This window comes from Geopseudomonas aromaticivorans, assembly GCF_019097855.1.
GTDB classification, from domain to species: Bacteria; Pseudomonadota; Gammaproteobacteria; order Pseudomonadales; family Pseudomonadaceae; genus Geopseudomonas; species Geopseudomonas aromaticivorans.
Genome location: NZ_JAHRGL010000013.1, coordinates 29,319 through 55,801, shown reverse-complemented (window position 1 = coordinate 55,801; position 26,483 = coordinate 29,319). Strand labels below are relative to the sequence as shown.

At 66.5% G+C, this 26,483-nt stretch carries 29 protein-coding genes; 17 read left to right on the top strand and 12 right to left on the bottom strand.

All coding sequences use genetic code 11. The features are described from left to right. Positions 1-9 precede the first annotated feature (9 nt). The 6 genes from flgG to flgB all read right to left on the bottom strand — a co-directional run bounded on the left by flgG (position 10) and on the right by flgB (position 4,400). Complete coding sequence (gene flgG / locus KRX52_RS05480) at positions 10-792, bottom strand: flagellar basal-body rod protein FlgG (RefSeq protein WP_217680190.1); 783 nt, start codon at positions 790-792, stop codon at positions 10-12. Positions 793-821: 29 nt separating this feature from the next. Further along, complete coding sequence (locus KRX52_RS05475; RefSeq protein ID WP_217680188.1) at positions 822-1,577, bottom strand: flagellar basal body rod protein FlgF; 756 nt, start codon at positions 1,575-1,577, stop codon at positions 822-824. Between the two features lie 12 nt (positions 1,578-1,589). After that, positions 1,590-2,819 carry a flagellar hook protein FlgE gene (flgE, locus tag KRX52_RS05470; protein WP_217680186.1) on the bottom strand — a complete coding sequence of 410 codons (1,230 nt, stop codon included), beginning with the start codon at positions 2,817-2,819 and terminating at the stop codon, positions 1,590-1,592. A gap of 64 nt (positions 2,820-2,883) precedes the next feature. Beyond that, positions 2,884-3,558 carry a flagellar hook assembly protein FlgD gene (gene flgD / locus KRX52_RS05465; RefSeq protein ID WP_217680184.1) on the bottom strand — a complete coding sequence of 225 codons (675 nt, stop codon included), beginning with the start codon at positions 3,556-3,558 and terminating at the stop codon, positions 2,884-2,886. Between the two features lie 11 nt (positions 3,559-3,569). After that, positions 3,570-3,977 (bottom strand): flagellar basal body rod protein FlgC, encoded by a 408-nt coding sequence (flgC, locus tag KRX52_RS05460; RefSeq protein WP_217680183.1) that lies wholly within the window; start codon positions 3,975-3,977, stop codon positions 3,570-3,572. A 6-nt stretch (positions 3,978-3,983) separates the two neighbouring features. Continuing rightward, positions 3,984-4,400, bottom strand: coding sequence for a flagellar basal body rod protein FlgB (gene flgB, locus KRX52_RS05455; protein ID WP_217680180.1), 417 nt, complete (start codon positions 4,398-4,400; stop codon positions 3,984-3,986). Positions 4,401-4,565: 165 nt separating this feature from the next. On the opposite strand from flgB, the gene flgA reads away from it, so the two are divergent. From flgA to KRX52_RS05435, 4 genes are all read left to right on the top strand, one after another. Then, a complete protein-coding gene (flgA, locus tag KRX52_RS05450) occupies positions 4,566-5,273 on the top strand; it encodes a flagellar basal body P-ring formation chaperone FlgA (protein WP_217680178.1) in 708 nt (235 codons plus the stop codon). Positions 5,274-5,391: 118 nt separating this feature from the next. Further along, on the top strand, positions 5,392-5,673 hold the full coding sequence (flgM, locus tag KRX52_RS05445; protein ID WP_367890523.1) for a flagellar biosynthesis anti-sigma factor FlgM: 282 nt from the start codon (positions 5,392-5,394) through the stop codon (positions 5,671-5,673). Between the two features lie 22 nt (positions 5,674-5,695). After that, a complete protein-coding gene (locus tag KRX52_RS05440; protein ID WP_217680175.1) occupies positions 5,696-6,148 on the top strand; it encodes a flagella synthesis protein FlgN in 453 nt (150 codons plus the stop codon). 148 nt (positions 6,149-6,296) lie between these two features. Continuing rightward, positions 6,297-7,958, top strand: a complete 1,662-nt coding sequence (locus tag KRX52_RS05435; protein WP_217680174.1) for a methyl-accepting chemotaxis protein — start codon at positions 6,297-6,299, stop codon at positions 7,956-7,958. A 99-nt stretch (positions 7,959-8,057) separates the two neighbouring features. On the opposite strand, the gene KRX52_RS05430 is transcribed toward KRX52_RS05435, so the two are convergent. Both KRX52_RS05430 and KRX52_RS05425 read right to left on the bottom strand, forming a co-directional pair. Continuing rightward, on the bottom strand, positions 8,058-8,588 hold the full coding sequence (locus KRX52_RS05430; protein ID WP_217680173.1) for a DUF934 domain-containing protein: 531 nt from the start codon (positions 8,586-8,588) through the stop codon (positions 8,058-8,060). Further along, positions 8,585-10,252 carry a nitrite/sulfite reductase gene (locus tag KRX52_RS05425; RefSeq protein ID WP_217680172.1) on the bottom strand — a complete coding sequence of 556 codons (1,668 nt, stop codon included), beginning with the start codon at positions 10,250-10,252 and terminating at the stop codon, positions 8,585-8,587. Before KRX52_RS05425 ends, KRX52_RS05430 begins: the two co-directional genes overlap by 4 nt. Before the next feature lie 260 nt (positions 10,253-10,512). On the opposite strand from KRX52_RS05425, the gene ccoG reads away from it, so the two are divergent. The 4 genes from ccoG (at position 10,513) to KRX52_RS05405 (ending at position 14,379) form a co-directional block, all read left to right on the top strand. Next, a complete protein-coding gene (gene ccoG / locus KRX52_RS05420; RefSeq protein WP_217680171.1) occupies positions 10,513-11,925 on the top strand; it encodes a cytochrome c oxidase accessory protein CcoG in 1,413 nt (470 codons plus the stop codon). Between the two features lie 80 nt (positions 11,926-12,005). Beyond that, positions 12,006-13,415: a GntR family transcriptional regulator MpaR gene (mapR, locus tag KRX52_RS05415; RefSeq protein ID WP_217680265.1), complete on the top strand. Its 1,410-nt coding sequence runs from the start codon at positions 12,006-12,008 to the stop codon at positions 13,413-13,415. Between the two features lie 161 nt (positions 13,416-13,576). After that, complete coding sequence (locus KRX52_RS05410) at positions 13,577-13,909, top strand: c-type cytochrome (RefSeq protein ID WP_217680169.1); 333 nt, start codon at positions 13,577-13,579, stop codon at positions 13,907-13,909. 146 nt (positions 13,910-14,055) lie between these two features. Continuing rightward, positions 14,056-14,379, top strand: coding sequence for a hypothetical protein (locus tag KRX52_RS05405; protein ID WP_217680167.1), 324 nt, complete (start codon positions 14,056-14,058; stop codon positions 14,377-14,379). A 63-nt stretch (positions 14,380-14,442) separates the two neighbouring features. Here KRX52_RS05405 and KRX52_RS05400 read toward each other — a convergent pair whose 3' ends face one another. Beyond that, a complete protein-coding gene (locus KRX52_RS05400) occupies positions 14,443-15,324 on the bottom strand; it encodes a LysR family transcriptional regulator (RefSeq protein ID WP_217680165.1) in 882 nt (293 codons plus the stop codon). 102 nt (positions 15,325-15,426) lie between these two features. Between KRX52_RS05400 and KRX52_RS05395 the strand changes: the two genes are divergently transcribed. The 3 genes from KRX52_RS05395 to KRX52_RS05385 all read left to right on the top strand — a co-directional run bounded on the left by KRX52_RS05395 (position 15,427) and on the right by KRX52_RS05385 (position 17,994). After that, a complete protein-coding gene (locus KRX52_RS05395) occupies positions 15,427-16,497 on the top strand; it encodes an alkene reductase (protein ID WP_217680163.1) in 1,071 nt (356 codons plus the stop codon). 11 nt (positions 16,498-16,508) lie between these two features. Further along, on the top strand, positions 16,509-17,345 hold the full coding sequence (locus KRX52_RS05390) for a pirin family protein (protein WP_217680161.1): 837 nt from the start codon (positions 16,509-16,511) through the stop codon (positions 17,343-17,345). Positions 17,346-17,409: 64 nt separating this feature from the next. After that, on the top strand, positions 17,410-17,994 hold the full coding sequence (locus tag KRX52_RS05385) for an isochorismatase family protein (protein ID WP_217680160.1): 585 nt from the start codon (positions 17,410-17,412) through the stop codon (positions 17,992-17,994). A 205-nt stretch (positions 17,995-18,199) separates the two neighbouring features. On the opposite strand, the gene KRX52_RS05380 is transcribed toward KRX52_RS05385, so the two are convergent. After that, on the bottom strand, positions 18,200-19,093 hold the full coding sequence (locus KRX52_RS05380; protein WP_217680155.1) for a LysR family transcriptional regulator: 894 nt from the start codon (positions 19,091-19,093) through the stop codon (positions 18,200-18,202). Between the two features lie 245 nt (positions 19,094-19,338). On the opposite strand from KRX52_RS05380, the gene KRX52_RS05375 reads away from it, so the two are divergent. The 3 genes from KRX52_RS05375 to KRX52_RS05365 all read left to right on the top strand — a co-directional run bounded on the left by KRX52_RS05375 (position 19,339) and on the right by KRX52_RS05365 (position 22,040). Further along, positions 19,339-20,394 carry an NAD(P)-dependent alcohol dehydrogenase gene (locus KRX52_RS05375; RefSeq protein WP_217680153.1) on the top strand — a complete coding sequence of 352 codons (1,056 nt, stop codon included), beginning with the start codon at positions 19,339-19,341 and terminating at the stop codon, positions 20,392-20,394. Between the two features lie 214 nt (positions 20,395-20,608). Then, entirely contained in the window at positions 20,609-21,499 is an 891-nt protein-coding gene (locus KRX52_RS05370; RefSeq protein ID WP_217680151.1) for an EamA family transporter, read from the top strand. Between the two features lie 157 nt (positions 21,500-21,656). Next, positions 21,657-22,040 carry a DUF3775 domain-containing protein gene (locus KRX52_RS05365; RefSeq protein ID WP_217680149.1) on the top strand — a complete coding sequence of 128 codons (384 nt, stop codon included), beginning with the start codon at positions 21,657-21,659 and terminating at the stop codon, positions 22,038-22,040. A gap of 11 nt (positions 22,041-22,051) precedes the next feature. Here the strand turns inward: KRX52_RS05365 and umuC are convergent, their stop codons facing one another. Beyond that, entirely contained in the window at positions 22,052-23,329 is a 1,278-nt protein-coding gene (umuC, locus tag KRX52_RS05360; protein ID WP_217680146.1) for a translesion error-prone DNA polymerase V subunit UmuC, read from the bottom strand. Continuing rightward, a complete protein-coding gene (locus tag KRX52_RS05355) occupies positions 23,316-23,747 on the bottom strand; it encodes a LexA family protein (protein ID WP_217680144.1) in 432 nt (143 codons plus the stop codon). Before KRX52_RS05355 ends, umuC begins: the two co-directional genes overlap by 14 nt. Positions 23,748-24,151: 404 nt before the next feature. Here KRX52_RS05355 and KRX52_RS05350 point away from each other — a divergent pair, with 404 nt between their 5' ends. The 3 genes from KRX52_RS05350 to msuE all read left to right on the top strand — a co-directional run bounded on the left by KRX52_RS05350 (position 24,152) and on the right by msuE (position 26,472). Beyond that, a complete protein-coding gene (locus KRX52_RS05350) occupies positions 24,152-24,667 on the top strand; it encodes a rhodanese-like domain-containing protein (RefSeq protein WP_217680142.1) in 516 nt (171 codons plus the stop codon). Between the two features lie 84 nt (positions 24,668-24,751). Then, complete coding sequence (gene epsC, locus KRX52_RS05345; protein WP_217680140.1) at positions 24,752-25,699, top strand: serine O-acetyltransferase EpsC; 948 nt, start codon at positions 24,752-24,754, stop codon at positions 25,697-25,699. Between the two features lie 209 nt (positions 25,700-25,908). Continuing rightward, complete coding sequence (gene msuE, locus KRX52_RS05340) at positions 25,909-26,472, top strand: FMN reductase (RefSeq protein WP_217680138.1); 564 nt, start codon at positions 25,909-25,911, stop codon at positions 26,470-26,472. Positions 26,473-26,483 lie beyond the last annotated feature (11 nt).

The window sequence follows — 26,483 nt, the reverse complement described above, 5'->3', positions numbered from 1 at the left end:
CGCCCCTCATTACAGCTGGGTCAGGCGGGCAAGCATTTCGTCGGAAGTCTCCACCGCCTTGCTGTTGATCTCGTAGGCGCGCTGGGTCTGGATCATGCTGACCATCTCCTCCACCACGTTGACGTTGGAGGTTTCCACATAGCCCTGCATGATGCGGCCGGCGCCATTCAGGCCCGGCGTGCTTTCATTGCGCGGACCCGAGCTTTCGGTTTCCAGGTAGAGGTTCTCGCCGATGCTCTGCAACCCCGGGGAATTGATGAAGGTGGCCAGCGACAACTGGCCCACCTCACGGCTCTGGGTGCTGCCGGGCTCGGTGATCGAGACCACGCCATCCTGAGCCACGGTGACCGACAGGGCGTTTTCCGGAATGGTGATCGACGGCTCCAGCGGGTAGCCACTGGCCGTGACCAACTGGCCGTTATTGTCGATCTGGAAGCTGCCGTCACGAGTGTAGGCGGTGTTGTCGTCGGGCATCAGCACCTGGAAGAAGCCGTTGCCGTTGATCGCCAGATCCCGCGAGTTTTCGGTGTTCTGCAGGTTGCCCTGGCTATGCACGCGCTCGGTCGCCACCGGACGCACCCCGGTGCCGATCTGCAGGCCGGACGGCAGGTTGGTCTGCGCCGAGCTCTGCGCGCCGGGCTGGCGCAGATTCTGGTACAGCAGGTCCTCGAAAATCGCCCGCGAACGCTTGAAGCCATTGGTGCTGACGTTGGCCAGGTTGTTGGCGATCACGTCCAGCTGGACCTGTTGCGATTCCAGGCCGGTTTTCGCCGTCCACAGCGATCTGATCATCTTGTTTCTCCGAAAGGGTCAGGCAGGGCTCAGCCCTGCAGCGAGAGCAGGCCGTTGGCGCGCTGGGCGTTGTCGTCGGCAGTGCCGATGACCTTCATCTGCATGTCGTAGCGGCGGGCGTTGTCGATCATCGCCACCATCGCCTCGGTCGGGCTGACGTTGCTGCCCTCCAGAGCCCCGGAAGCCAGGCGCACATTCTCGTCGGTCGGCAAGGCCGCGCTGGCGCCGCTCGCATCGGGCGGCTGGCGGAACAGGCCGTCTTCGCCCCGCACCAGACTGCCGGGAGCCGCCGACACCAGCTTCAGGCGGCCCACCGGACTGATACTGTCCGGCGCCTCACCCTCGCCGATGGCGCTGAGGGTGCCGTCGTTGCCGATACTCACCGAGCTGCCCAGCGGTACCGTCAGCGCCCCGCCATCGCCGATCACCGGGCGGCCGAGCACACTGACCATCCCGTTGGCATCCACCTGCAGGTCGCCGCGACGGGTATAGGCCTCGCTGCCATCGGCCGCCTGCACCGCCAGCCAGCCATCGCCCTGGAGCGCGACATCCAGTTCGCGACCGGTCGTGCTGATCGGCCCCGCCGTGAAGTCGGCAACCGGCGTGCTGGCCACCACCGACGTGCGGGTGGCCAGCCCATCGCCAGCCACCGGCTCGGCACGCATGACCGCGAGCTGGGCGCGAAAGCCCGGCGTCGAGGCGTTGGCCAGGTTGTGGCTGACCACGGCCTGCTGGTCGAGGCTGTAGCGCGCGCCACTCATGGCGGTATAGAGGATGCGATCCATCGGTCAGGCCCCTCAGCGCAGGTTCACGGCCTGCTGCAGCACTTCGTCCTGCAGCTTGATGGTCTGGGCGTTGGCCTGGAAGTTGCGCTGGGCGATGATCAGATTGACCAGTTCCTTGGTCAGATCGACGTTGGACGTCTCCACCACCCCGGCCTCAATGCCGCCGAACAGCCCCGTGCCGGCCTCGCCGATCAGCGCCTGCCCGGAGTCGGAGGTTTCCACCCAGGCGCCGCCCACCGGCGACAGGCCCTCGGGATTACGGAAGTTGGCCATTGCGATGGTGCCCAACACCTGGGTGCGCTCGTTGGAGTAGCTGCCGATGATCTGGCCCTTCTTGTCGACGGAAATATCCACCAGGCTGCCGGAGGTGAAGCCGTCCTGATTCAGGCTGCCCAGCTCGAATTCGTTGGCGAACTGGGTGCTGCCAGTGAGGTTCAGCTGGAAGTCGAGGTTGTTTGCCCCGCCAGTCAGCGCAAAGGTGACCGGAGTCGACTCGTAAGGACTGCTGGCAGTACCCGCAACGCCCCCGCTGATCGAGGAGCTGCCCTGCAGCAGGCCGTTGCTGTCGAAGGTCAGCCGGGTAGTGTCTGCGGAGAACTCCTGCCCTTCGGGTGTCGCACGCGCCGCCTTGACCTCCCAGGTGTTGACGCCGGTCTTGAGGAAATACAGGGTGAGTGTCTGCGCGCTGCCCTGCGAGTCGAAGACGGTAGCCCCGTTGGCGTAGGAGTAGGTGGCCGGCTTGAGCGGATCGAAGGCGGCCGGATCCAGAGTTGCCATTCCGGCGTCCAGGTTCAGGGTCGCCTTGAGCTCCTCGGTGGCCTTGGCCGGCAGCCCCACGGCCGGGATGTTCAGCTGCTGCAGCTGGCCGCCATTGCCGGCAGCCCCCGGATAGCCGGTCAGACGGCCGCCCTGGGCATTCTCCAGGTAGCCGTCCGGGGTCATGGTCAACTGGCCGTTGCGGGCATAGACGATCTGCTCGCCCTGGTCAAAACGCAGGAATCCGCCCCCGCTGATGGCCAGGTCGAGATTGCGTCCGGTAGCCTCCAGGTTGCCGTCCTTGAAGTTCTGCTGCACCCCGGCGACGCTGACACCCAGGCCGACCTTGGCGCCGGCATACACATCGGCAAACTGCATGGTGGCGCTCTTGTAGCCGATGGTCTGCGAGTTGGCGATGTTGTTGCCCATCACATCGAGGTTCTTGGAGGCCGCGTTGAGACCGCTGAGTGCCTGCGAAAAGCCCATATTGACTTCACTCCCCTGGCGCAGCGGCCGTCAGCCTGCCACGCGAATCCGTATAAAAAGGCGGTTAAAGGATCTGACGAACGTTCTGCAGGCCGACTCGGCCCAAGGTGGCGCCCAGGTCCAGCAGCGGGCCGCTGGCGCCGGTACTGATCGCGCCGACCTGCGCATAGCTGAGCACGGTGGCCTGCTGGGCCTGCTCATCGGCACTGGCCTCGACAGCTACTCGGTAGGCCCCGTCCGGCGCGGCACTGCCATCGTCCAGCGTGCCGTCCCAGACGAACGACTCGACGCCAGCGTCCAGCGCGCCGAGTTCGAACTGGCGCACCAACTGGCCGCTGCCGTCGTAGATGCTGACCTTGGCCTGATCGACCGGCGCCGCCAATTCGATGCCGAACGGGGTCGCCGTTCCGTTACCGACCAGCACGCGGTCGCCGGGCACCAGCACGTTGCGCCCGATCAGCGCCGAGGCCTGCAGGGTCTGCCCGGCATCGATCTGTCCGGTGATGCCCTGCAGCGTCTCGTTCAGCTCCTCGATGCCGCTCAGCGTGTTGACCTGGGCCAGCTGCGAGGTCATCTCGGCGTTTTCCATCGGCTTGAGCGGGTCCTGGTTCTGCAACTGGGTGACCAGCAGGGTCATGAAGTTGGAACGCAGGTCTTCGGCCTTCTGCCTCTCGCTGGCAGTCGTCGCGGCGCCGCCGTTGATCGCATTGATGACCGAAGTATCGATAGTGGTAGTCATGCCGGTACTCCTCAGCTATCGCCCAGCGTCAAGGTCTTGAGCATCAGCTGCTTGCTGGTGTTCATCACCTCGACGTTGGCCTGGTAGGAGCGGGAGGCGGAGATCATGTTGACCATCTCGTTGACCGGCTCGACATTCGGCATGCTCACATAGCCGCGCTCGTCCGCCAGGGGATGACCGGGGCGGTACTCCAGACGCATCGGCGCGTCGTCCTCGATCACCCGGGCCACGCGCACGCCGCCCACGCCCTGGCTGTCACCGCCCTGGGCCTCGAAGATCACCTGCTTGGCGCGGTAGGCCTGGCCATCGGGACCGGTCACGCTATCCGCATTGGCCATGTTGCTGGCCGTGACGTTCATGCGCTGCGACTGCGCGCTCAGCGCGGAGCTGGAGATATTGAAGATGTTGAACATCGACATGACGGATTACTCGGGCTGCAGGGCCGACTTGAGCCCCTGGATACGACTGTTCATCAGGGCCAGGCTGGCCTGGTAGCGCACCGCGTTATCGACGAACTCGCCACGCTCGAAATCCATGTCCACGGTGTTGCCGTCCATGCTCGGCTGGGCGGGGATGCGATAGAGCATCTCGCGCGCGGCACCGAGGCTGTCCAGCTGTGCATGGAGGTGGCGGGCATTGGTGGTCCTGAGCCCCTGGGCGCCAGAGGCAAGCGGGGCGCCCTGGGAGGCCTTGCTCAGTTCGGCGGCAAAGTCGAAGTCCCGCGCCTTGAAGTTCGGCGTGTCGGCATTGGCGATGTTGTTGGCCAGCACCTGCTGGCGCTCTGCACGCAACCCCAATGCCAGCTGGTGCATACGCAGTGCACCGTCAAGCTTGTCGATCATGCGGGCGACCTCCGCGCACAAGAAAATATGATTCAGTGCACAGAATAGGGGGCGCCCGGCCAACGCAAAGGCCTGAACAGGCCGGTATTTACCAGCCAATTTCAGCCTTGCCGTATGGCCTGCGCCCCTAGAATTGCCCTCCGTCGCACCTCCCGAGCCACCGCCATGCCGAGCCAGCGCTGCCCCTCCCACACCCGGTTGCGCACGGCGCTGTCCGCCGTGCTGGCCCTGCTGGCGCTACTCAGCGCCGGTCACGCGACCGCCGAGCCGGAGCCGCTGGCAGCCCGGGTGCAGGAACTGCTGGTCGGTGCGGCTGGCGGCCCCGGCCGGCAGGTCAGCGTGACGGTGCAGCCGAGCGCAGCCCAGCTGCCCCCCTGTGAGAACCCCCAGCCCTTCCTGCCGCGCAACGAACTGCCGGTGCCCGGACGGGTAGCCGTGGGCGTGCGCTGCGAGGGTGCCAGGACCCGCTATCTACAGGCGACGGTGGCGATCAGCGCCGAGTATCCGGTCACCCGCCGCGCGCTGAGCGCTGGCGAGATCCTGACTGCCGACCTGCTGGAGCTGCGGCACGGCGATCTCGGCCGCCTGCCGCGCCATGCAGTGCTCGACACGGCGCAGGCTGTCGGCCGCCAGCTCGCTCGCGACCTCCCCCAGGGCAGCCCGCTACCGGGCAATGCCCTGCGCAGCGTGCCGCTGGTCAGCCGTGGCGCCCAGGTTCGGGTCGAGGCACGCGCCAGCGGCTTCGTCATCAGCCGCGACGGCACCGCCCTGGACAGCGGCGCAATGGGCGAGCAAGTCCGCATCCGCAGCGAAGCCGGCGAGGTCATCCGGGCCCGGGTCAGCGGTCGCAACCTGCTGAGCGTGGAGTTCTAGACCGCGGCCATGGCGTGCATAATCTGAGACCAAGCGCACACATCTGCCCTCGGAACGGCTCAAGTCGGCTCGCCAGCGGCCGATATTGCGTACAGAACCCATGCAAGGGAGATTTCCCGTGAAAATCGACAGCTCTCATCCGCCGACCCGCCCGACAGCGACGGAAGGCAAGGAAGCCAGTGCCCGGGCTTTGCGCAGCCAGGCCAAACCCGTGGCCGAATCGCCGTCGACGGTCAGCCACCTGAGCGCCGCCAGCGGCAAGAATGCGACCCAGGATGTCGACCCGGCGCGTGTGGCCGAGATCCGCCAGGCCATCCTCGAAGGTCGCCTGCAGATCAGTGCCGAGCGCATCGCCGACGGCCTGATCGCCAGCGTGCGCGAACAACTCGAGCACGACTGATCCATCCCACTCCGGAGTCCGCATGAGCCTGGCCAAGCACCTCGCCCGCCAATCCGCCACCGTGGCGCGCTTCATCCAACTGCTCGAAGCCGAGGCCCAGCAGCTGGGTGCAGGCCGGGTCGACGGTCAGCGCCTGAGCGCACTGGCGAACGACAAGCAGGCCCTGCTGGACGAGATCGAGCAGCTGGAAACCCAGCGCCAGTATGCCCAGCGGCGCCTCGGCTATGGCGAGGAGCGCGCGGGGGCGACCCGTGCGGCCGAAGATGCCGGCTGCCTGGCGACCTGGCAGCAACTGCTCGAACAGGCCGGCCGCGCCCAGCAGCTCAACCGCCTCAACGGCGCGAGCATCCGCAATCGCCTCGAGCACAACCAGCGCATGCTCAACTTCCTCCACGAAGCCGCCGGCAAGGGACTCTACGGCCCTGACGGCCAGGCCCGCCGCGGCAGCCTCGGCGGCATTGACTCGCGGGCCTGACGCCCCCGGCTCCCAGTCCGGCACCGGCAGGCCGCCGCCGAGCAGACGCAAGACGTTGACCCTCGCACCCGGAGCAGCCCGCCGTCACTAAACCGCAACGACCAGATGATATCAATACGCCATCATTTGGTTGACTGTGGAACTCTGGATGCTATCCCGCCTGAAAATTGGTCCCCGCCTCGGCATTGCCTTTGGCTCCATCGCGCTGCTGCTCGCCGCCGCTACCGGGGTTGGATTGCAGGGCCTAGCGGCGCAGAAGCGCACCGCCAACGAAATGCTCCGCGTCGATGTCGCCCTCTCCAGCAATGCCGCTGAAGTCCGTCGCCTGTCCCTCGAAGGACGGCGTGCCGAAAAGGACATCTTCCTCAACGTCAACAACCTGCAAGCCGTGCACACCCACAAGCAGCACTGGGATACCAGCCAGCAGGCGCTCGCCGAAACCCTGAAAGCAGGTGCCGCACTGGCCCCGAATGCCGAATTGCGCGAACTCTACTTGCAGTCGAGCACCTTGCTGGACGCCTACAGCAACGGCTTCGCTAGCGTATACGGCCGGATCGAGGCGGGCGAAATTACCGACCCGTCGATTGCCGACATGGTCTTCGGCCAGTTCAATGACGAGATCCAGCAACTGGACAAACTGGCGGCAGGCATCGACCAGGCGGCCGTGAAGCTGGTCGATGGCGCGGGCGAACAGATCGCCCGGCAACACCGCAACGCCCTGATCGGCCTGCTGGCATTCTCCGCGCTGGCCCTGCTGATCGCCGCGATCATGGCCGTGCGCATCACCCGCAGCATCTGCGCTCCGCTGCGCAGCGCACTGGAGGCGACCCGCCGCGTCGCCGACGGCGACCTGACCCAGGACATCTTCGGCAACCCCCACGACGAAACCGGCCTGCTGCTCGAGGCCATGGGCGAAACCAATCAGAAGCTGTCGGCGCTGGTGGATTCCCTGCACGACAGCAGCGAGCAGGTCTTCACCGGTGCCCACGAGGTCTTCCTCGGCAGCCAGGAGCTGTCTTCCCGCACCGACGAGCAGGTAGCCGCCCTGCAGCAGACCGCCTCCAGCATGGAGCAGATCACCGCGCTGGTGCAGCAGAACAGCGAATCCACCGAGCAGGCCAACCGCCTGGCGTCATCGGCCGCCCGCACGGCGCAAAGTGGCGGCCAGGACGTCGAACAGAGCATCGCCCTGATGCAGGAAATCGCCGCCAGCTCGCAAAGAATCAACGACATCATCACGGTCATCGATTCGATCGCCTTCCAGACCAACATTCTCGCCCTCAACGCCTCGGTCGAGGCCGCGCGCGCCGGCGAGCAGGGCCGCGGCTTCGCCGTGGTCGCCGCCGAAGTGCGTAGCCTGGCCAGTCGCAGTGCCGCCTCGGCCAGCGAGATCCGCGACCTGATCGAAGCAACGAGCAGCAAGATCAGCCATGGTGTGCGCCAGGCCGAACACAGCGGCCAGACCATTCGCGAAACCGTGGTCTCGATCGGCCAGCTTTCCGGCCTGATGCAGGAGATCGCCTGCGCTACCCGCGAACAGAGCGCCGGCATCGGCCAGATCAATACCGCGATCAATCAGCTGGACAGCACCACCCAGCAGAACGCCGCCCTGGTCGAACAATCCCGCGCTGCCGTCGCCGCCCTGGAAAGCCAGGCCGGCCAGATGAAGCAGCGGGTCGCCTCGTTCAAGACCAATGCCCCGGCCTATCGCGAGGAGCGGCAGAGCGAAACCGCTGCGCGTAGCGTCCTTCCATCCGCATCCAGATACAGCGAAGCCGAGCCCCGCGAAGCAATGTGGGCCGCTTTCTAATCGGCAGCCTCGCCTCAGGACGCTCACTGGCCAGAACAGCTGGCGGCGCCCGCCAGCTGTAATACCAGGAGCATGCACCAACCGCGCACGGTCGCCGCCCTACTCCTCCTTGTCCGCCCCAAGGCGCCGGCGGAACAGCGGCCGTGGCTCCAGCACCGAGCGTCCGTACAGCACGCTGATGCCCTGCAGGCCCTTGAGCGCGTCGGCAACCGACTTGTCCTCGCGCACGGCGAAGGCGTCGAAGCCGCATCGGCGCATGTGGCTGAGCTGGTCGCGCAGCACATCGCCCACCGCGCGCAGCTCGCCCTGCCAGCCCAGGCGGGTACGCAGCAGGTAGGCCTGGCTGTAGGCACGGCCGTCGCGAAAACTGGGGAATTCCAGGGCGATCAGCGGCAGACCGGCCAGCCAGGGCGCCAGTTGCTCCGGCTCGTCGTCGGGAGCCAGCCAGAGGCCGTCGCGGCTGGCGGCCTCACCGGCGAGTACCGCCGCGCTCTGCCGCTGCCGCCACAGCGCCAGGGGCAGCAGCAGCGGGCCTTCCGGCAATGGATCGGCCGGCTCGCGCACCCAGCTCCACGGATCGTCGGCGACCAGACGTGCGCCGCCCTCGCCCAGCTTGATCAGGTTGTTCATGCCGGCACCTCCTGACGGTAGACCCGCTCCTTGAACGGCTCCAGGCCGATGCGCTGCACGGTGTCGACGAAGGGCTCGTCGCCCTCGCGGTAGGCGATGAAGGTGTCGACCAGCCGCTCGATGACCTCGGGAATCTGCTCGGCGCCGAACGCCGGGCCGATCACCTTGCCCAGTGCGCTGGCCTTGCCCTGGGCGCCACCGATGGTCACCTGGTACCACTCGCTTCCGTTCTTGTCGACGCCGAGGATGCCGATGTTGCCGATGTGGTGGTGGGCGCAGGCGTTCATGCAGCCGGAGATGTTCAGGCTCAGCTCGCCCAGATCGTGCAGGTGGTCGAGATCGGCGAAACGCTCCTGGATGGCTTGGGCGATGGGGATCGACTTGGCGTTGGCCAGCGAGCAGTAGTCGCCGCCGGGGCAGGCGATGATGTCGGTGAGCAGGCCGATGTTCGGCGTGGCCAGGCCCAGCTCGCAGGCGCGCTGCCATAGGGCGTAGAGGTCGGCCTTGCGCACGTCGGGCAGCACCACGTTCTGTTCGTGGGCGATGCGGATCTCGCCGAAGCCGTAGCGCTCGGCCAGCTCGGCGATGCCTTCCATCTGCGCCGAGGTCACGTCGCCCGGCGGCGCGTCTGCGCCGGGTTTGGTCGACAGCACCACCGAGGCGTAGCCCGGCACCTTGTGCGCCCGCAGGTTGCGCGCCGCCCAGCGGGCAAACTCAGGATCGCAGGCCAGCGCGCTGCCGTAGTCGAGGTCGGTGTCGGGCAACTGCGCATAGGCTGGCGGCGCGAAGAACGCCGCTACCCGCTGGTATTCCGCCTCGGTCAGCTCGGCCGGGCCGTCCTTGATGTGCTGCCACTCCTCCTCCACCTCGCGGGCGAAGACATCGACGCCCAGCGCCTTGACCAGGATCTTGATGCGCGCCTTGTACTTGTTGTCGCGCCGGCCATGGCGGTTGAACACCCGCAGGATGGCCTCGACGTAGGACAGCAGGTGCCGCCAGGGCAGCGCCTCGCGCACCTGCTGGGCGAGGATCGGCGTGCGCCCCAGGCCGCCGCCGACCATCACCCGCAGCAGCAGCTCGCCGGCATCGTCGCGGTAAAGGTAGAGGCCGATGTCGTGCATCATGATCGCCGCGCGGTCCTGCTCGGCCGAGCACAGGGCGATCTTGAACTTGCGCGGCAGGTAGAGGAATTCCGGGTTGACCGTCGACCACTGGCGGAGGATCTCGGCCAGCGGCCGCGGGTCGAGCAGCTCGTCGGCCGCCACCCCGGCGAACGCCTCGGTGGTGATGTTGCGCACGCAGTTGCCGGAGGTCTGGATGGCGTGCATCTCCACCTCGGCCAGGCGTTCGAGGATGTCGCCGACCTGCTCCAGCGCGATCCAGTTGAACTGGATGTTCTGCCGGGTGGTGAAGTGGCCGTAGTCGCGGTCGTAATGGCGGGCGATGTGCGCCAGGGTGCGCATCTGGACGCTCGACAGCGTGCCGTAGGGGATGGCCACACGCAGCATGTAGGCCTGCTTCTGCAGGTACAGGCCGTTCTGCAGGCGCAGCGGCAGGAACTCTTCCTCGCTCAGCTCGCCACTCAGGCGGCGCTCGATCTGGTCGCGGAACTGCGCGACGCGCTCGAGCACCAGGGCGCGGTCGTATTCGTCGTATTGGTACATGGGCCACCTCGTCCGGCCCGCGCCCTCGCGGCAGCGGGCAATCAGGGCGGCGACTATGCCCAGCGGCAACAGGCAAAAACAGCGGCAGATCCCGCTAAAAAAACCATATCAGAACACCGGCGTGCCCCTGGTCGAGCGCCGCCCCACGCCGGATGCCGGCAATCTGATCCGCTTTTTATCGACGGATCTGAGTCTGTTTCCCCCGCAGCCATGCGCCGATCATTGCCCCCATCTTTTGTAGGCCCGATGGAGCTATCCCCATGAGCGAACGCATTCCCGCGCAGATCGTCGAGACGATCGAGCCGCGGCCGACACGCCTGACGCCTGCGCAAGCCGGCGGCGCCATTCATACCCGCAGTTTCACCGGGCTGTTCCGCAACCTGCGCCTGTATGGCGCCGGAGCACTGTTCCTGCTGTTCTTCGGCACCGCCTGGCTGAACTGGGGTGGTCGACAGGCCGTGCTGTGGGATCTGGCCGAGCACCAGTTCTACATCTTCGGCGCCACCTTCTGGCCGCAGGACTTCATCCTCCTCTCGGCGCTGCTGATCATCTGCGCCTTCGGCCTGTTCGCCATCACCGTGGCCGCCGGCCGCATCTGGTGTGGCTACACCTGCCCGCAAAGCGTGTGGACCTGGGTGTTCATGTGGGTGGAGAAGGTCACCGAGGGCGACCGCCAGCAGCGCATCAAGCTGGACGCGGCGCCCTGGTCGGCCGCCAAGCTGCTGCGCCGCAGCGCCAAGCACGGCCTGTGGCTGGCGGTGAGCCTGGTCACTGCGCTGGCCTTCGTCGGCTACTTCACGCCGATCCGCGCGCTGGTGCACGACCTGTTCACCCTGCAACTGGATTCGACCACCGCCTTCTGGGTGTTCTTCTTCACCGCCGCCACCTACGGCAACGCCGGCTGGCTGCGCGAGAAGGTGTGCCGCGACATGTGCCCCTACTCGCGCTTCCAGAGCGTGATGTTCGACGCCGACACCCTGACCGTGTCCTACGACAGCGCGCGCGGCGAAAGCCGTGGCCCGCGCCGGAAGGAAGTCGACCACCGGGCTGCCGGCCTCGGCGACTGCATCGACTGCACCCTGTGCGTGCAGGTCTGCCCGACCGGCATCGACATCCGCGACGGCCTGCAGCTGGAATGCATCGGCTGCGGCGCCTGCATCGACGCCTGCGACAGCATCATGGACAAGATGGGCTACGACCGCGGCCTGGTGCGCTACACCTCCGAGCGCGAGCTGGCCGGCGGCAAGACCCGCTGGCTACGCCCGCGTCTGGTCGGCTACGCCGCCGCATTGCTGCTGATGTTCGGCGCCTTCGGCTGGGCGCTGAACGTGCGTCCGATGGTGCAACTGGACGTGACGAAGGACCGCGGCCTGTTCCGCGAGAACAGCCTCGGCCAAGTGGAGAACATCTACCGCCTCAAGGTGATCAACAAGACCCAGCAGCCACATCGCTACGCCGTCTCCCTGGTCGATGCCGGGCCGTTCGTGCTGCAGGGCGCGCACGAACTGCAGCTGGCGCCCGGCGAGATCCTCGACGTCGCGGTGAGCGTGGCGCTGACCGCCGAGCGCGCCAGCGACAGCGCAACCCCGCTGCGCTTCGCAGTGGCGGACCTGGACCAGCCCGAGGTGCGCGTCACCGCCAAGAGCACCTTCGTGTCGCCCCTCAATCGCTGATCGCCCAGGAAAACGCCCACGCCATGCACAGCCGGAACTCGATAGACTGCCATCCATCCACCCCGCTCAACCCGGACAAGATGAAGCGCTACGAGAAGTTTGCCGAGGAAATCGCCGAGCTGATCCGCACCGGCGTGCTGGCTCCCGGGCAGAAAGTCCCCTCGGTGCGCCACGCCAGCCGCACCTACGGGGTCAGCCCGTCGACGGTGTTCCAGGCCTACTACCTGCTGGAAAGCCGCGGTCTGATCCTCGCCCAGCCGCGCTCGGGCTACTTCGTCCGCGAGCTGGCGCAGCGCGGGCTGCCCGAACCGGGGATCAGCGCGCGGGCGGCGCAGACCAGCGTGGTCGACGTCAGCGAGCTGGTGTTCTCGGTGCTCGGCTCGCTGAAGGACCCGGATACCGTGCCGTTCGGCTCGGCCTTCCCCAGCCCCGACCTGTTCCCCCTCGCCCGCCTGGCGCGTTCCATGAGCCATGCCGTGCGCGAGCTGTCGCCGCACGCGGTGATCGCCGACATGACCGAGGGCAACGCCGACCTGCGCCGGCAGATCGCCCTGCGCTACATGGTCAGCGGGGTGATGCTGCCGCTGGAGGAGCTGGTGATCACCACCGGCGCCATGGAGGCGCTCAACCTGTGCCTGCAGTGCGTCACCCGCCCCGGCGACCTGGTGGCCATCGAGGCGCCGGCGTTCTACGCCACCCTGCAGGTGCTCGAACGCCTGGAACTCAAGGCGGTGGAGATCCCTGTGCACCCGCGCGAGGGCATCGACCTGGCCAGCCTGGAAGACAGCCTCAGGCAACTGCCGATCAAGGCCTGCTGGTTCATGAGCAGCCTGCAGAACCCGCTGGGCGCCAGCATGGACGATGACAAGAAGCGCGCGCTGTACGCGCTGCTGCAGCGCCACCAGGTGCCGCTGATCGAGGACGACGTGTATGCCGAGCTGTACTTCGGCAGCCAGCCGCCCAAGCCGGTGAAGAGCTTCGACCGCGAGGGCCTGGTGATGCACTGCGGCTCGTTCTCCAAGTGCCTGGCGCCGGGCTACCGGGTCGGCTGGGTGGCCGGCGGGCGCTACGCCGAGCAGATCCGTCGCCTCAAGCTGATGACCACCATCTCGCCGTCGGTGCCGGCGCAGGCGGCCATCGCCGACTACCTGCAGCACGGCGGCTACGACCGCCACCTGCGCAAGCTGCGCCATGCGCTGGAGAGCCAGCAGGCGTCGATGCTCGCCTCAGCGGCGCGGCACTTCCCGGCCAGCACGCGGGTGACCCGGCCGGGCGGCGGCTATTTCCTGTGGTTCGAGTTCCCCGAGCAGGTCGACTCGCTGCAGCTGTTCCAGCTCGCCCTCGCCCAGGGCATCAGCCTGGCGCCGGGGCCGATCTTCTCGGCCACCCGGCGCTTCGGCAACTGTGCGCGGCTCAACTACGGCCACCCGTGGGACGCGCAGAGCGAGCGTGCCATGGAAGTGCTCGGGCGCATCATCGCCTCGTTCTGAGCCGCAGCACACGCGCCCATGAATCCAAAGTAGCTATAGAAGTGGGGGCGATTCATCCCGCTGGCAAGGATGGTCGCATCCTGGCGGCTACACTGCTTGCAGGACAGTCTGCGCAGGACTGCGTGGCAGCCTTTGCGCTACCGAGGAAGCAGGAGAAAAACATGAAGGGTTCGCTGGTTGTCGCCGCCGTTGCCTTGCTTGCTTCCAGCTCGACGCTGGCTGATGCAGCCCTTGAGCTGGCGACGCAGAAGGAGTGCCTGAGCTGTCACTCGCTGGAGTCCATCTCGCAGGCGCCGTCCTTCAAGAGCATTGCCCACAAGTACCGCGGGCAGGCCAAGGTCGAGGACCGCCTGGTCAGCACGGTCATGTGGGGGTCGCCCACTTACGGCGGCTACCACTGGGGCACCACGAAGATGCCGACCCCAGGCAGCCGGCCCCGGGTTACCCAGTCGGAGGCCAGTCAACTCGTGCAGTGGATCCTCAGCCTGAAATAGCCGGCACCGGGCGCGGTGATCAGGCCGGTGCAGTTACGCACGCGGACCGAACCCTGCCCGCCGTCCATCGGCACGCCAGGATTTTCCCCTCAGGGCATGGTCCAACGAAGTGACCGGCGATATCCGGCATCCGAGGGGGTTCGACCATGCTTGCGCACCTTTCCCTTGTCACTGCTCTGCTTGCCTGCCTGGCCTTGAGCAACCCGCGGCCCGTCGAGGCTTCCGACCATGATGTGGACATCCGCATCGGCTACCCCAGCGTCGAGATCTACTCGCCGCCGTTGAGCATCTATTTCGGCCCGCCGCCGATCTACCAGCCTTATTACTACTACCCACCGCACTACTACGATTACCGCGGCCCGCCGCCCTACTACTACCAGCCGCGCTACTACCCCCGGCATTGGCATTCCCAGCCATACCACCGCTACTACCGGGACTACCGCTACCGCGGCTATCACCATCGCCGCTGAACCCGGTCGCTGAACTTGCCCGCGCCCGGAGCAGCTCGGCGTGGAGCATTTCGAGGGGCGGCGTCAGGCATCCGCGAGTTGCTCGCGCAGGAACTCGATGAACCGCTGGGTCTTCGCCGGCAGTAGCCGTGTCTCGGTGAGGGCATAGACCGGGATGGGCTGGGCGTACCACTCGGGCAGCACGCGCCGCAGCTTCCCGCTGGCGAGGTCGTCCGCCGCGATGCCTTCCGCCAGCACGGCGATGCCCAGATCGAGGCTCGCCAGGCGCCGGATCATGCCGACGCTGTTGAGTTGGAAGCGCCCGCTCACCTCGACCTCGACCCGCTCGCTGTACCTGGACAGCGTCCAGCTGTCCGCCCTGGCTGTACGCAGACGCAGACATTCGTACCGCGCCAGGTCGGCCGGATGACCTGGCTCGCCAAAAAGCTCGAGATAGCGGGGCGAAGCGTACAGACAGCGGCGCAGGCTGGTGAGCTTGCGGGCGATCAGCTGCGAATTCGCAGGCTCCCCCATGCGAATGACGACATCGACCGGCTCGCTCACCAGGTCGACCTGGCGCGGTGTGAGGTCGAAGTCGAAGCTGATCCCCGGATAACGCCGGGCGAACTCGGCAATCAGCGGCGCCAGATAGATGGTGGCGAAATCCACGGGCAGCGAGGCGCGCAGCAGGCCGCTGGGCTGGGCGAGCATTTCACCCAGTTGCTCGTGCGCGAGCCTGGCCTCTTCGACGATGCGCCTGCAGCGCTCGAAGTACAGCTGTCCAGCCTCGGTCAGCTCGATCTTGCGCGTGGTGCGGTGCAAAAGCCGTAAGCCGATGGCCTTTTCCAGCCCACTGATGCGGCGGGACAGCGTCGAGTTCGGCATCCCCATCGCCTCCGCCGCACGGCGAAAACTGCGCGCCTTCACGACCTCGACGAACAGCGCCATATCGTTCAACAATTCCAATCCAATTGCTCCATCAGCGGATCAGTCATTTCAATTTTACCTGGTTTATCCCGTATTCGGATTGATCGATGATTGCCACACCGCTTACCGAGGAGCACCGCAATGAATTCGCTTTTTTCTCAAGTCCGTGTCGGTCGCCATACCTTGTCCAACCGCATGGTCATGGCCCCGATGACGCGCTCCCGTGCCGACGATGCCGGCGTACCGAGCGCGCTGGTGCCGACCTACTACGCGCAGCGCGCCAGTGCCGGCTTGATCATTACTGAAGGCGTGTTTCCTGTTGCCCTGGGCAAGGGTTACGTACGCACCCCGGGCATCGAGACCACCGAACAGGTGGCGGCCTGGAAGCAGGTCAGCGCCGCGGTACACGCCCGCGGCGGCCGCATCTTCATGCAGCTGATGCACTGCGGGCGCATCTCCCACCCCTCGCTGCTGCCGGAAGGCGCTCTGCCCCAGGCCCCCTCGGCGATCAAGCCGGCAGGCCAGACCTGGACGGCGACGGGCCTTGTGGACTTCGTCACCCCGCATGCGCTAAGCGTGACCGAGATCGCCGCGGTCATCGACGGCTACCGCCGGGCGGCACGTCTGGCGGTGGAAGCCGGGTTCGATGGCGTCGAGTTGCATGCCGCGTCGGGGTATCTGCCCGAACAGTTCCTCTCCTCCGGCAGTAACCAGCGCGATGACGAGTACAGCGGCTCGGTGGCCAACCGTGCGCGCTTCGTCCTTGAGGTGCTGGCCGCGCTGGCGGCCGAAATTGGCGGCGACCGCGTGGGCATCAAGATCTCGCCGGAAATGAACTTCAACGACATCGTCGATACCAACCCGCAGGAGACCTACACCTATCTGGTCGAGCAACTGCGCGGGCTCGATCTCGCCTACCTGCACGTTGCCCTGTTCGGTGCCAGCACCGACTACCACGCGTTGTTGCGCCCACTGTTCGACGGCAGCTACCTGATCGGTGGCGGACTCGATCAACACTCTGCCGAAGCCCTGCTGGCCGCTGGCCGGGCGGATGCGGTGGTGTTTGGCAGCGCCTTCCTCGCCAATGCGGACCTGCCCGAGCGCTTCCGTCAAGGCGCCGCCCTCAACATTCCGGACAAGGCGACGTTCTACACCCCTGGCGCGGAGGGATATATCGATTACCCGGCCTTGAGCCCGGCCGCAGGCGCCTGAGGAACACCGCCATGAATGCCATTGCACGGCTACAGCGCATGAGTCACGGCAGCCACTTCCGCGCACTCACCCTGCGCGGAGGTGAGGCCGCCGCGCCAATCGACCCGTTCCTCGCCGTCGATCATGCCTGGATGAGCGGGCCGCCCTTTCCACCGCACCCTCATGCGGGCTTTTCGGCGGTGTCGTATCTGTTTCCGGACTCGGACACCGCAATCGACAATCGCGATTCATTGGGTACCCGCAACCTGATTCAACCGGGTGGCCTGCACTGGACGGCCGCCGGCCGCGGCGTGGTGCACGAGGAAGTCCCCGCCGAACCCGGCAAGACCGTGCACATGCTGCAGATCTTCATCAACCTGCCACGCGAGCGGCAGGATGCCCCGCCATTCGCGCTCAACATCGCTCCAGAGGACGTCCCGGTCGTGCAGTTACCGGGCGCCACGGTGCGCGTGCCGCTGGGCAGTTTCGCCGACGCACTCTCCCCGTTAGTCCCGCCCACCGATGTGTGCATGCTCGACATCTCCCTTGAAGCAGGCGCTGAAGTCCGCGTGCCACTGCTGACTGGCCATACTGCGTTCATCATGCCGATCGACGGCAAGGTGTGGGTCGACGGCCAGCCCTTCTCGCTCGCCGAGGCAGGGCTGCCGGTGAGCCTGTCGCAGGGCGAGGATCGGGTCGTTACGTTGTGTGCCAAACAAGGCAATGCCAGGGCCGTGCTGTTTTCTGGCGTGCCGCTTCGTCAACCGGTGTATTGGCAGGGGCCGTTCGCGCTTGCTTCAGCAGAGGCGCTGGCCGAGACCATTGAAGCCTACCGGCGGGGGGCGTTCGGGACGCTGCAACCCCGTTGAGCGATCCGGACGGTCCATAACCCGGGGCGCCAGCGCCCCTCATCCAACGATCAGGAGAGGTTCCATGAGTTACGAGAAATTCAGTGCCGACAATGCCGCCCTGCTGCTGATTGACCACCAGGTCGGCACCATGGGCTGGGTCAAGTCCATTCCGTTCGATGAGCTGAAACGCAACGCCCTCATGCTCGCCCAGACAGCAAGCATCCTGAAGCTGCCGGTGGTACTGACTTCCAGCATGGAAGAGTACGCGCAGGGTCCGCTGCTCAGCGAGCTGGAAACGATCCTGCCTGCCGAGTTCGCCTCCCGCGTCAAGCGTATGGGGATCGTCAACGCCATGGACGACGAGAGCTTCGCCGCCGCGGTCAAGGCGACCGGGCGCAGGAAGCTGATCATCGCCGGAGTCACCAATGACGTCTGCACGGTCTATCCGGCGCTGAGCCTGGTGCGCGATGGCTATGAAGTACAGGTGGTCGCCGATGGCGGTGGTTCGCCAAGCGCAATGGCCGACGATATCGCCCTGCGCCGGATGGAAAAGGGCGGCGTCACGCTGACCACCACCAATCAGCTGATCGCGGAGCTCGCCGGAAGCTGGGCGACGCCGGAAGGTGGCCAGTTGGTGCAGGTCCTGATGACGGCGCTTCAGGGCTGAATACACCGGTAAAAGTCCATGTCCATGCGTAGTCCGCTATAGATCAGAGCCAGTTCTTCATGGCCTCCAAAGAAAGAAGGCACCGACACTGAGGGCACAATTCGCACGTTGCGGAAACGCTACCGACACGGTTTCAAGTTCACGACACTGGAGCGAGCAGAAAAGCTGATCGAGGCTGGCTGATTGACCTCGTAACGCCCGTCTATCAGCCCCGATAGCGCAGCGTGTCGATCAACAATGTCAGCGCGCGAGACGACTGGCGGCGGCTGGGGTAGTACAGGTGATAGCCCTGCCACACCGGGCACCAGTCCTCAAGCACCCGCACCAGCCGCCCCTCGGCGACGTGGGTCAACACCACGTCCTCGGGCAGGAACGCCAGGCCAAAGCCGGCCAGCGCCGCCTTGAGGATCGGCTGGAGGTAGTTGAACACCAGCTGCCCCTCGACGCGCACCTTCAGCTCGTGGCCGTCCTTCTCGAACTCCCAGGCATACAGGCCGCCCAGGGTCGGCAGGCGCAGATTGATGCAGTCGTGACCGGTCAACTCCTGGGGCGTGATGGGCGGCGGGCGCCGGGCGAAGTAGGCCGGCGATGCGACGACCGAAGTACGCATGTCCGGCGCGATGCGCACGGCGATCATGTCCTTGGCCACCTGGTCGCCGAGGCGCACGCCGGCGTCGTAGCGGTTGGCGGCTATGTCGGTCAGGCCGTTGTCGATATTGATCTCGACCTTGATGTCCGGGTACTCCGCCAGCAGCGGCGCCAACTTGGGCCAGAGGATGGTTTCAGCCGAGTGTTCGCCACTGGTGATGCGGATGGTGCCGGACGGCTTGTCGCGCAGCTCGCCGAGGGCCGCCAGTTCGGCCTCGATCTCCTCGAAGCGCGGCCCGATGGTCGCCAGCAGGCGCTCGCCGGCCTCGGTCGGCGACACGCTGCGCGTGGTGCGGGTCAGCAGACGGATGCCCAGGCGGCTTTCCAGCCCGCGGATGGTGTGGCTCAGCGCCGACTGGGAGACGCCGAGCTTGCCGGCCGCCTTGGTGAAGCTGCCCTCGCGCGCCACGGCGAGAAAGGCCTGGAGGTCGTTGTAGTTTTCGCGCGCCATTAATGAATCCCACTCATATATCCATGCGAAGCATAGCAGCTAATCAACTACCTCCTCACCCGGTACATTGGCCGACACCAGATAAGGGGCTAACCGGGACACCCCCCTCCCGGGTCGCGCCCACCCGCAGCACCGCCGCTCGCTGCGCGAACCCGACCGACTATCCACCAACTGCACAACCCCCACCTTGAGCCGCCGGCTACGGTTCGGCGACAAGCCGGACTTCGCCTGACTGGAGACACGTCATGACCCTGAAAGTACTTGGATACGCCGCACAGTCCGCCACGGACGCCCTGGCCCCCTATCGCTTCGAGCGTCGCGAGCCGCGTGCCGACGATGTGGTCATCGAGATCCTCTACTGCGGCGTCTGTCACTCTGACCTGCATAACGCCCGCAATGACTGGAACAACACCCTCTACCCGGTGGTGCCGGGCCATGAAATCGTCGGCCGGGTGCTGAGCGTCGGGCCGCAGGTGACCCGCTTCCAGGCGGGCGATCATGTCGCCGTCGGCTGCATGGTCGACTCCTGCCAGCATTGCGCGGCCTGCGAGCGGGGACAGGAGCAGTACTGCGTGGAGTTCCCGACGGTCACCTACAACGCCCTCGACCGTCACGACCAGCGACCGACCTATGGTGGCTATTCCGAGCAGATCGTCGTCACCGAGCAGTTCGTTCTCAAGGTGCCAGCCGGCCTGGACCTGCCCGCGAGCGCGCCGCTGCTCTGCGCCGGCATCACCACCTGGTCGCCGCTGCGCCACTGGAAGGTGGGCAAGGGCAGCAAGGTGGCGGTCGTCGGCCTGGGCGGGCTGGGTCACATGGCGCTCAAGCTGGCCAAGGCACTCGGCGCCGACGTCACCCTGTTCACCCGCTCGCCCGGCAAGGAGCAGGACGCGCGCCGCCTCGGCGCCGACCGCATCGTGCTGTCCACCGACGCACAGCAGATGGCCGCGGTCGGCGGGCAGTTCGACCTGATCGTCGACACCGTGCCGTACGTACACGACGTCAATCCCTACGTGCCGACCCTGGCGGTGGGCGGCACCCTGGTGCTGGTCGGCTATCTGGGCGAGCTGGAGCCCGCGCTGGATACCTCGCCGCTGGTGCTGCAGCGCAAGTCGGTGGCGGGCTCGCTGATCGGCGGTATCGCGGAAACCCAGGAACTGCTGGATTTCTGCGGCGCGCACGGCATCACCTCGGATGTCGAGGTGATCCGCATCCAGGACATCAACGCGGCCTTCGAGCGCATGCTGAACAGCGACGTGAAATACCGCTTCGTGATCGACATGGCATCGCTGCAGGCCTGACACGCAGCCACTCTTGCCAGCGCCGAGGCGCTGGACAGGCAAGCGGCGAGCAGGATGGCGAAGGTCAGCGACGAGCAATACCGTCATTGGGTCAGCCGGGGTCCAGCGGGGAGTCAGCCAGGAGGCCGCTACGGCCCCCCGGCCTGCCAGCGCCGCACTTGACGCCCGACAGAAAGAGTCCGACCCTGCGCAGCTTTTCACGCCGGCCTCTCCCATGCTCTGGATCCCCTTCACCCTGCTCGCCGCCTTTACCCAGGCGCTGCGCAATGCCCAGCAGAAACAGCTCAGTCGCGATGTGAATGCGCTGGGCGTGACCCTCGCGCGCTTCATCTGGGCCTTGCCACTGGCTGTCATCTACCTGGCGCTGCTGCACCTCATCGAGCCCGCCGAACTGCCGCAGTTCAGCGGCCGCTTCGTCTTCGACGTCAGCGCTGCCGCCTTCGCGCAGATCCTCGCCACCGCCCTGATGGTGCTGCTCTTCCAGCGCCGCAACTACGCCGCCGGCGTCGGCCTGGCCAAGAGCGAAGCCTTGCTGGCGGCGGTACTCGGCTCGGTGTTTTTCGGCGCCCTGCTCGGCCCGCTCGGCTGGCTGGGCATAGTGGTCGGCTCGGCAGCCGTCTGGTTGATGAAGGGACGCAGCGCCCCCGGCTCGCTGGATCTCTCGACCCTGCTGCTGGGGCTGGGCAGCGGCCTGTGCTTCGCCCTGACCACCCTGTGGGTACGCGATGCCTGCCACCAGCTGTCGCTGCCCTTCATGCATACCGCCGCCTGGGCGCTGGTGTGGACCATCAGCATCCAGGTCGCGGCGCTGACCGGCTGGCTGGCCCTGCGCGACCGTCAAACGCTGGTGAAGCTGTGGCAACGTCCTTCGCTGGTATTTCGCATCAGCCTGTCCAGCTCCATCGCCTCGCTGTGCTGGTTCACCGCGGTCAACCTGCAAGATGTCGGGCTGGTGAAGACCCTGGGCCAGATCGAGGTGTTCTTCACCCTGCTGCTGTCGCAGCACTGGCTCAAGGAGCAGGTTTCCCAGCGGGAAAAAATCGGCCTGCTGCTGATCGTCATCAGCGCCATGCTGGTCGTGCTGCCAACATTGGCGGTCTGGTGAGACCAGCAGCACGAACAACGCGCTGCAGATCGTCCGTCGCATACGGCAACTCGCAGATCACGCCTATACCGTTCACGCACTCATGCAAGCCCCCGTCAGGCAAGCCGCTCAATCCGATCCATACTGGAATGTCGGACCAGCAATGAGGTGCACGAACATGATCAACGTCAATCCAGAAACCATCTCCCGACTCATTGCATTAGCCCAGGCCTTCCACGCCAAAGAAGACGTCGTTATCCCCCAGGAGCCCAACAGTCCGAGCGACGACTGGGCGCTGCAGGCGCTTGCCGATCATGCCGATGACGAGAACTTCAACGAGTTCGAGTCGATCATTGACGATCTGGAACCGGACCAGCAGCAAGAGGTGGTCGCCCTTCTGTGGCTGGGCCGCGACGATGCGCCGCTGGAAGACTGGGATGCACTGCTCATGCAGGCCCGCGAACAATGGAACGATCGTACTGCCGAGTACCTGATCGCCCACCCGTTCCTGGCCGAGTATCTGCGTGCTGGCCTGGATATGCATGGCTACGAGAGCGATTGACCCCCAACCGCTCATCCCCCCACCCGCCACAACTGGTCTATCCGCGTCGTAAAGCTCTGGCTCATCAGCTCCCGCCGCATGCCCCAATCGGGCGCGGTGGGGACGCTGGCCGGGCGCATGGTGCCCCTGCCCCACCTGGCGTTGATCGCATCCATCACCCCCATCACCCGCTCGGCCGCGGCGGGCGGGTGGGTGGCGAACAGGTCGGGCGTGTACTCGCCGCGCCGACGCAGGTCGAGCAGCAGCACCTCGGCCTTGCTGAAGGCAAAGCCCTCGCGATAGACCAGCTCCAGGCCCTCGGTCGCAGCGCGGATGATCAGCCGGGTATCGTCGGTCGGGTACGGCAACTCGCAGATCACCCCCTTGGCGAACTTCGGCTCGGCCGGGTTGAACATGCCGGTGCGGATGCTCACCCGCACCTTCTTGCACAGCGAGCCCTGGGCGCGCAGCTTCTCGCAGGCCCGCGCGGCGTAGGTGGCCACCGCCTCGCGGATCGGCGCCAGCTCGTGCAGGCGCTGGCCGAACATGCGGCTGCAGCAGATCTCCTGCTTCGCCGCCGGCTCGTCGTCCAGGCCCAGGCAGGCCGTGCCGCGCAGCTCGCGGGCGGTTTTCTCCACCACCACCGAGAAGCGCTTGCGGATGGTCCAGGGGTCGGCCTGGGCCAGATCCCATGCCGTGCGGATGTCCATCTCCGCCAGGTGCTCGGTCAGCTTGCGGCCGATGCCCCACACCTCGCCCACCGCCACCGCGCGCAGCAGCTTGTCGCGCCGCTGCGGATCGCGCAGATCCACCACCCCGCCGGTCTGCCGCTGCCAGCGCTTGGCGGCGTGGTTGGCCAGCTTCGCCAGCGTCTTGCTGCTGGCGATCCCCACGCCCACCGGAATGCCCGTGCAGCGCTGCACCGTGGCGCGCATCTGCCGGCCCAGCGCCTCCAGGCTGCCGGGCATCCCAGTCAGCTCGGCGAACGCCTCGTCGATGCTGTACACCTCCAGCGCCGGCGCCATGCCCTCGAGCAGGGTCATCACCCGCTGGCTCATGTCGCCGTACAGCGCATAGTTCGAGGAGAACGCCACGATGCCGTGGCGACGCAGCGTGTTGCGGATCTGGAAGTACGGCTCGCCCATCTTCACCAACGGCTTGGCCTCGGCGCTGCGCGCGATCACGCAGCCGTCGTTGTTGCTCAGCACCACGATGGGCGTGCGCGCCAGATCGGGGCGGAACACCCGCTCGCAACTCGCGTAGAACGAGTTGCAGTCAATCAGCGCAAAGGCCGGCTCAACGCGGCTCATGGCAGCGCACGCTGAAACGCACCACACCCCAGATGGTCAGCTCGTCGCCTTCCAGGATGTAGCGCGGCGCATAGCGCGGGTTCTCGGCACGCAGCACCACCTGGCGACCGTCGTAGGCGAGGCGCTTGACCAGCGGCTCGCTGTTCAGCGCGGCGATCACGATGTCGTTCGCCTGCGCCTCGCGGGAGCGGTCGACCACCATCAGGTCGGAGTCAAAGATGCCGGCGCCCTGCATGCTGTCGCCGGCGGCACGCACCAGGTAGGTGTGCGGCGCGCGGATGTCGAGGATCTCGTCCAGGGAAATCTCCCGCTCCAGATGGTCCTGCGCCGGACTGGGGAAGCCGGCCGGGATGCGGAAACCGTACAGCGGTAGCGGCTGGCCGCCGGGGGCGAGACGGATGGCGTTGGGAGAAGGCATGGCAGCACCTCAAATACTGTATTTACATACAGTATTTCGCGCGACACCATGGCTGGCAAGGGCCAACGACGAGTGGCCGCGGAGAAGAACGTGCGGCCCGGCCTGTGGCAGGAGTGATGCATGCTCTCCGCGCAGAAGCGTGGGGGCCAGCAATTGAAGGCTTCACGCTCACCGCGCGGGGCTGGGCGCAACTCAGCAAGCAGTCGATCGGTTGTTACTGAATCAACAGTGGCGCCACGAACAGCAGCGGCAACCGGATGGCTGTACTGGATTCGCAGAGATATATTCTTTTTAGAACTAAAAATACAATAAATAATTATTTTTTAGGAATATACAACACGACTACAGTGCCGACATCGGCTACCCCGCAGCCAGACCGACTAGCCCACTAGAGGACTCCCATCATGTCCGCCACCGATCCCCACACCACCCTCGAGCCCCTGCCCGCCCTGGACCTGCCCGCCGCCCAGGCACTCAGCGCGCAGGACCTGCTGGAGCGTGGCCGCCAGCGCGGCCAGCAGGCCCAGCTGGACTACGCCGGCAGCCTCTATCCGCCCGAAGCCTGGGCGCTGGTCGAAGCCGGCGCCGCCCGCCTGATCGACGTGCGTACCGCCGAGGAGCTGAAGTTCGTCGGCCGGGTGCCCCACAGCCAACATGTCGCCTGGCAGACAGGCCCGGCGATGATCAGGAACCCGCGCTTCCTGCGCGAGCTGCAGGGCAAGAGCGCACCCGACCAGGTACTGGTGCTGCTGTGCCGCAGCGGCAAGCGCTCGGCCGCCGCCGCCAGCGCGGCTGCCAACGCCGGCTTCACTCAGGTGTTCAACGTGCTGGAAGGCTTCGAGGGCGACCTCGACCAGCATCAGCAGCGTGGCGACAGCGGCGGCTGGCGCCTGCGGGGACTGCCCTGGGTGCAGGATTGAAGCTTCAGGACTGAGCCGCGGCGACGGACGAGCAGAGAGTTCCCCAGCAGCTGCGGGAACCGACGACACTTCGGGAACATATCCATGACGGATCAGCATTTGAGACTGGCGGCCACGCGGCAGAGCGGCTGGCAACTGGAGAATATCGTCGGCGATTTGCGCGTCGCCCGCAGCGAATGGCGGGCGCAGCATGGCCGCCCCCGCGAGCCGGGCGGCCGCGAACTGCCTTCACGCAAGGTCATGGGCGAGGTGGTCGAGGCACTGGCCGGCGCGCTGTTCCCGATGCGCCTCGGGCCGCCCGACCTGCGCCAGGAGAGCGAAGACTTCTACGTCGGCCACACCCTCGATGCGGCGCTCAACGCCCTGCTACAACAGGTCTGCCTGGAGCTGGGCCATGCCGCCCGCCCCGGCGCGCGGCCTAGCCAGGAGATCGAGCGGCAGGCGCGACGCATCGTGCAGGACTTCGCCCTGACCCTGCCGGGGCTGCGCCGCCTGCTGGACGACGACGTGATGGCCGCCTTCCGCGGCGACCCGGCGGCGCGCAGCGTCGACGAGGTGCTGCTGTGCTACCCCGGCATCATCGCGGTGATCCACCACCGCATCGCCCACCACCTGTACCACGCCGGCCTGCCGCTGCTGGCGCGGATCATCGCCGAGCTGGCGCACTCGGCCACCGGCATCGACATCCATCCCGGCGCGCAGATCGGCAAGAGCTTCTTCATCGACCACGGTACCGGCGTGGTGATCGGCGAAACCGCGGTGATCGGCGACCGGGTGCGCATCTACCAGGCGGTCACCCTCGGCGCCAAGCGCTTCGAAGCCGACGACACCGGCCAGTTGCTCAAGGGGCAACCGCGCCACCCCATTGTTGAAGACGACGTGGTGATCTACGCCGGGGCCACCATCCTCGGGCGCATCACCATCGGCGCCGGCTCCACCATCGGTGGAAACGTCTGGCTGACGCGCAGCGTGCCTGCGGGCAGCAACGTCAGCCAGGCGAACCTGCAGAACCAGGTGGGCAACGTGGGGTAGTCGCGTGCGACGCCAGGCTTGTGTCTGCTGGCGGCGCAACAGCTGCCCAGCTGTCTCTCCAGCAACAGTCGTCCAACAGAAAGCGGCCTTGCCAACAGGGGTGGTCCGACAGATATAGCCATGAGCCTGATTTTAAAGGACTTTTCCCTATGGCACGGGGTTTGCTCTGAGTCCTGGACCTGAAGCAACAGTTTGAAGGAACACAGCCCATGAGCACTGCCCTGAAAGTCGTCGCCGTCTCCGGCGGTACCTTCCGCCCCTCGCGCACCCTGGTGCTGACCGAGGCCCTGGTGGCCGAACTCGCCCGCCATCGGCCCATCGACAGCCGCATCATCGAGCTGGGCGACATCGCCCGCCCGCTGGGTGGCGCGCTGTCGCGCAAGGAACTGCCGGAAACCGTCGAGCACGAGCTGCGCGCCATCGAGTCCGCCGACCTGCTGATCGTCGCCGCGCCGGTCTACCGCGGCTCCTACCCGGGCCAGTTCAAGCACCTGTTCGACCTGATCGGCCAGGACGCGCTGATCGACACCCCGGTGCTGCTCGCCGCCACCGGCGGCAGCGACCGCCACGCGCTGGTGATCGACCACCAGCTGCGCCCGCTGTTCAGCTTCTTCCAGTCGCTCACCCTACCGCTCGGCGTGTACGCCGCGGAGGCCGACTTCAGCAACTACCAGATCAGCAGCGATGCGCTGCAAGCACGCGTGCGCCTGGCCATCGAACGCGCCCTGCCGGCGCTCGGCGCGGCGGCCGGCGACCTGCGCAAGAGCGCCTGAGTTCGCGTCCG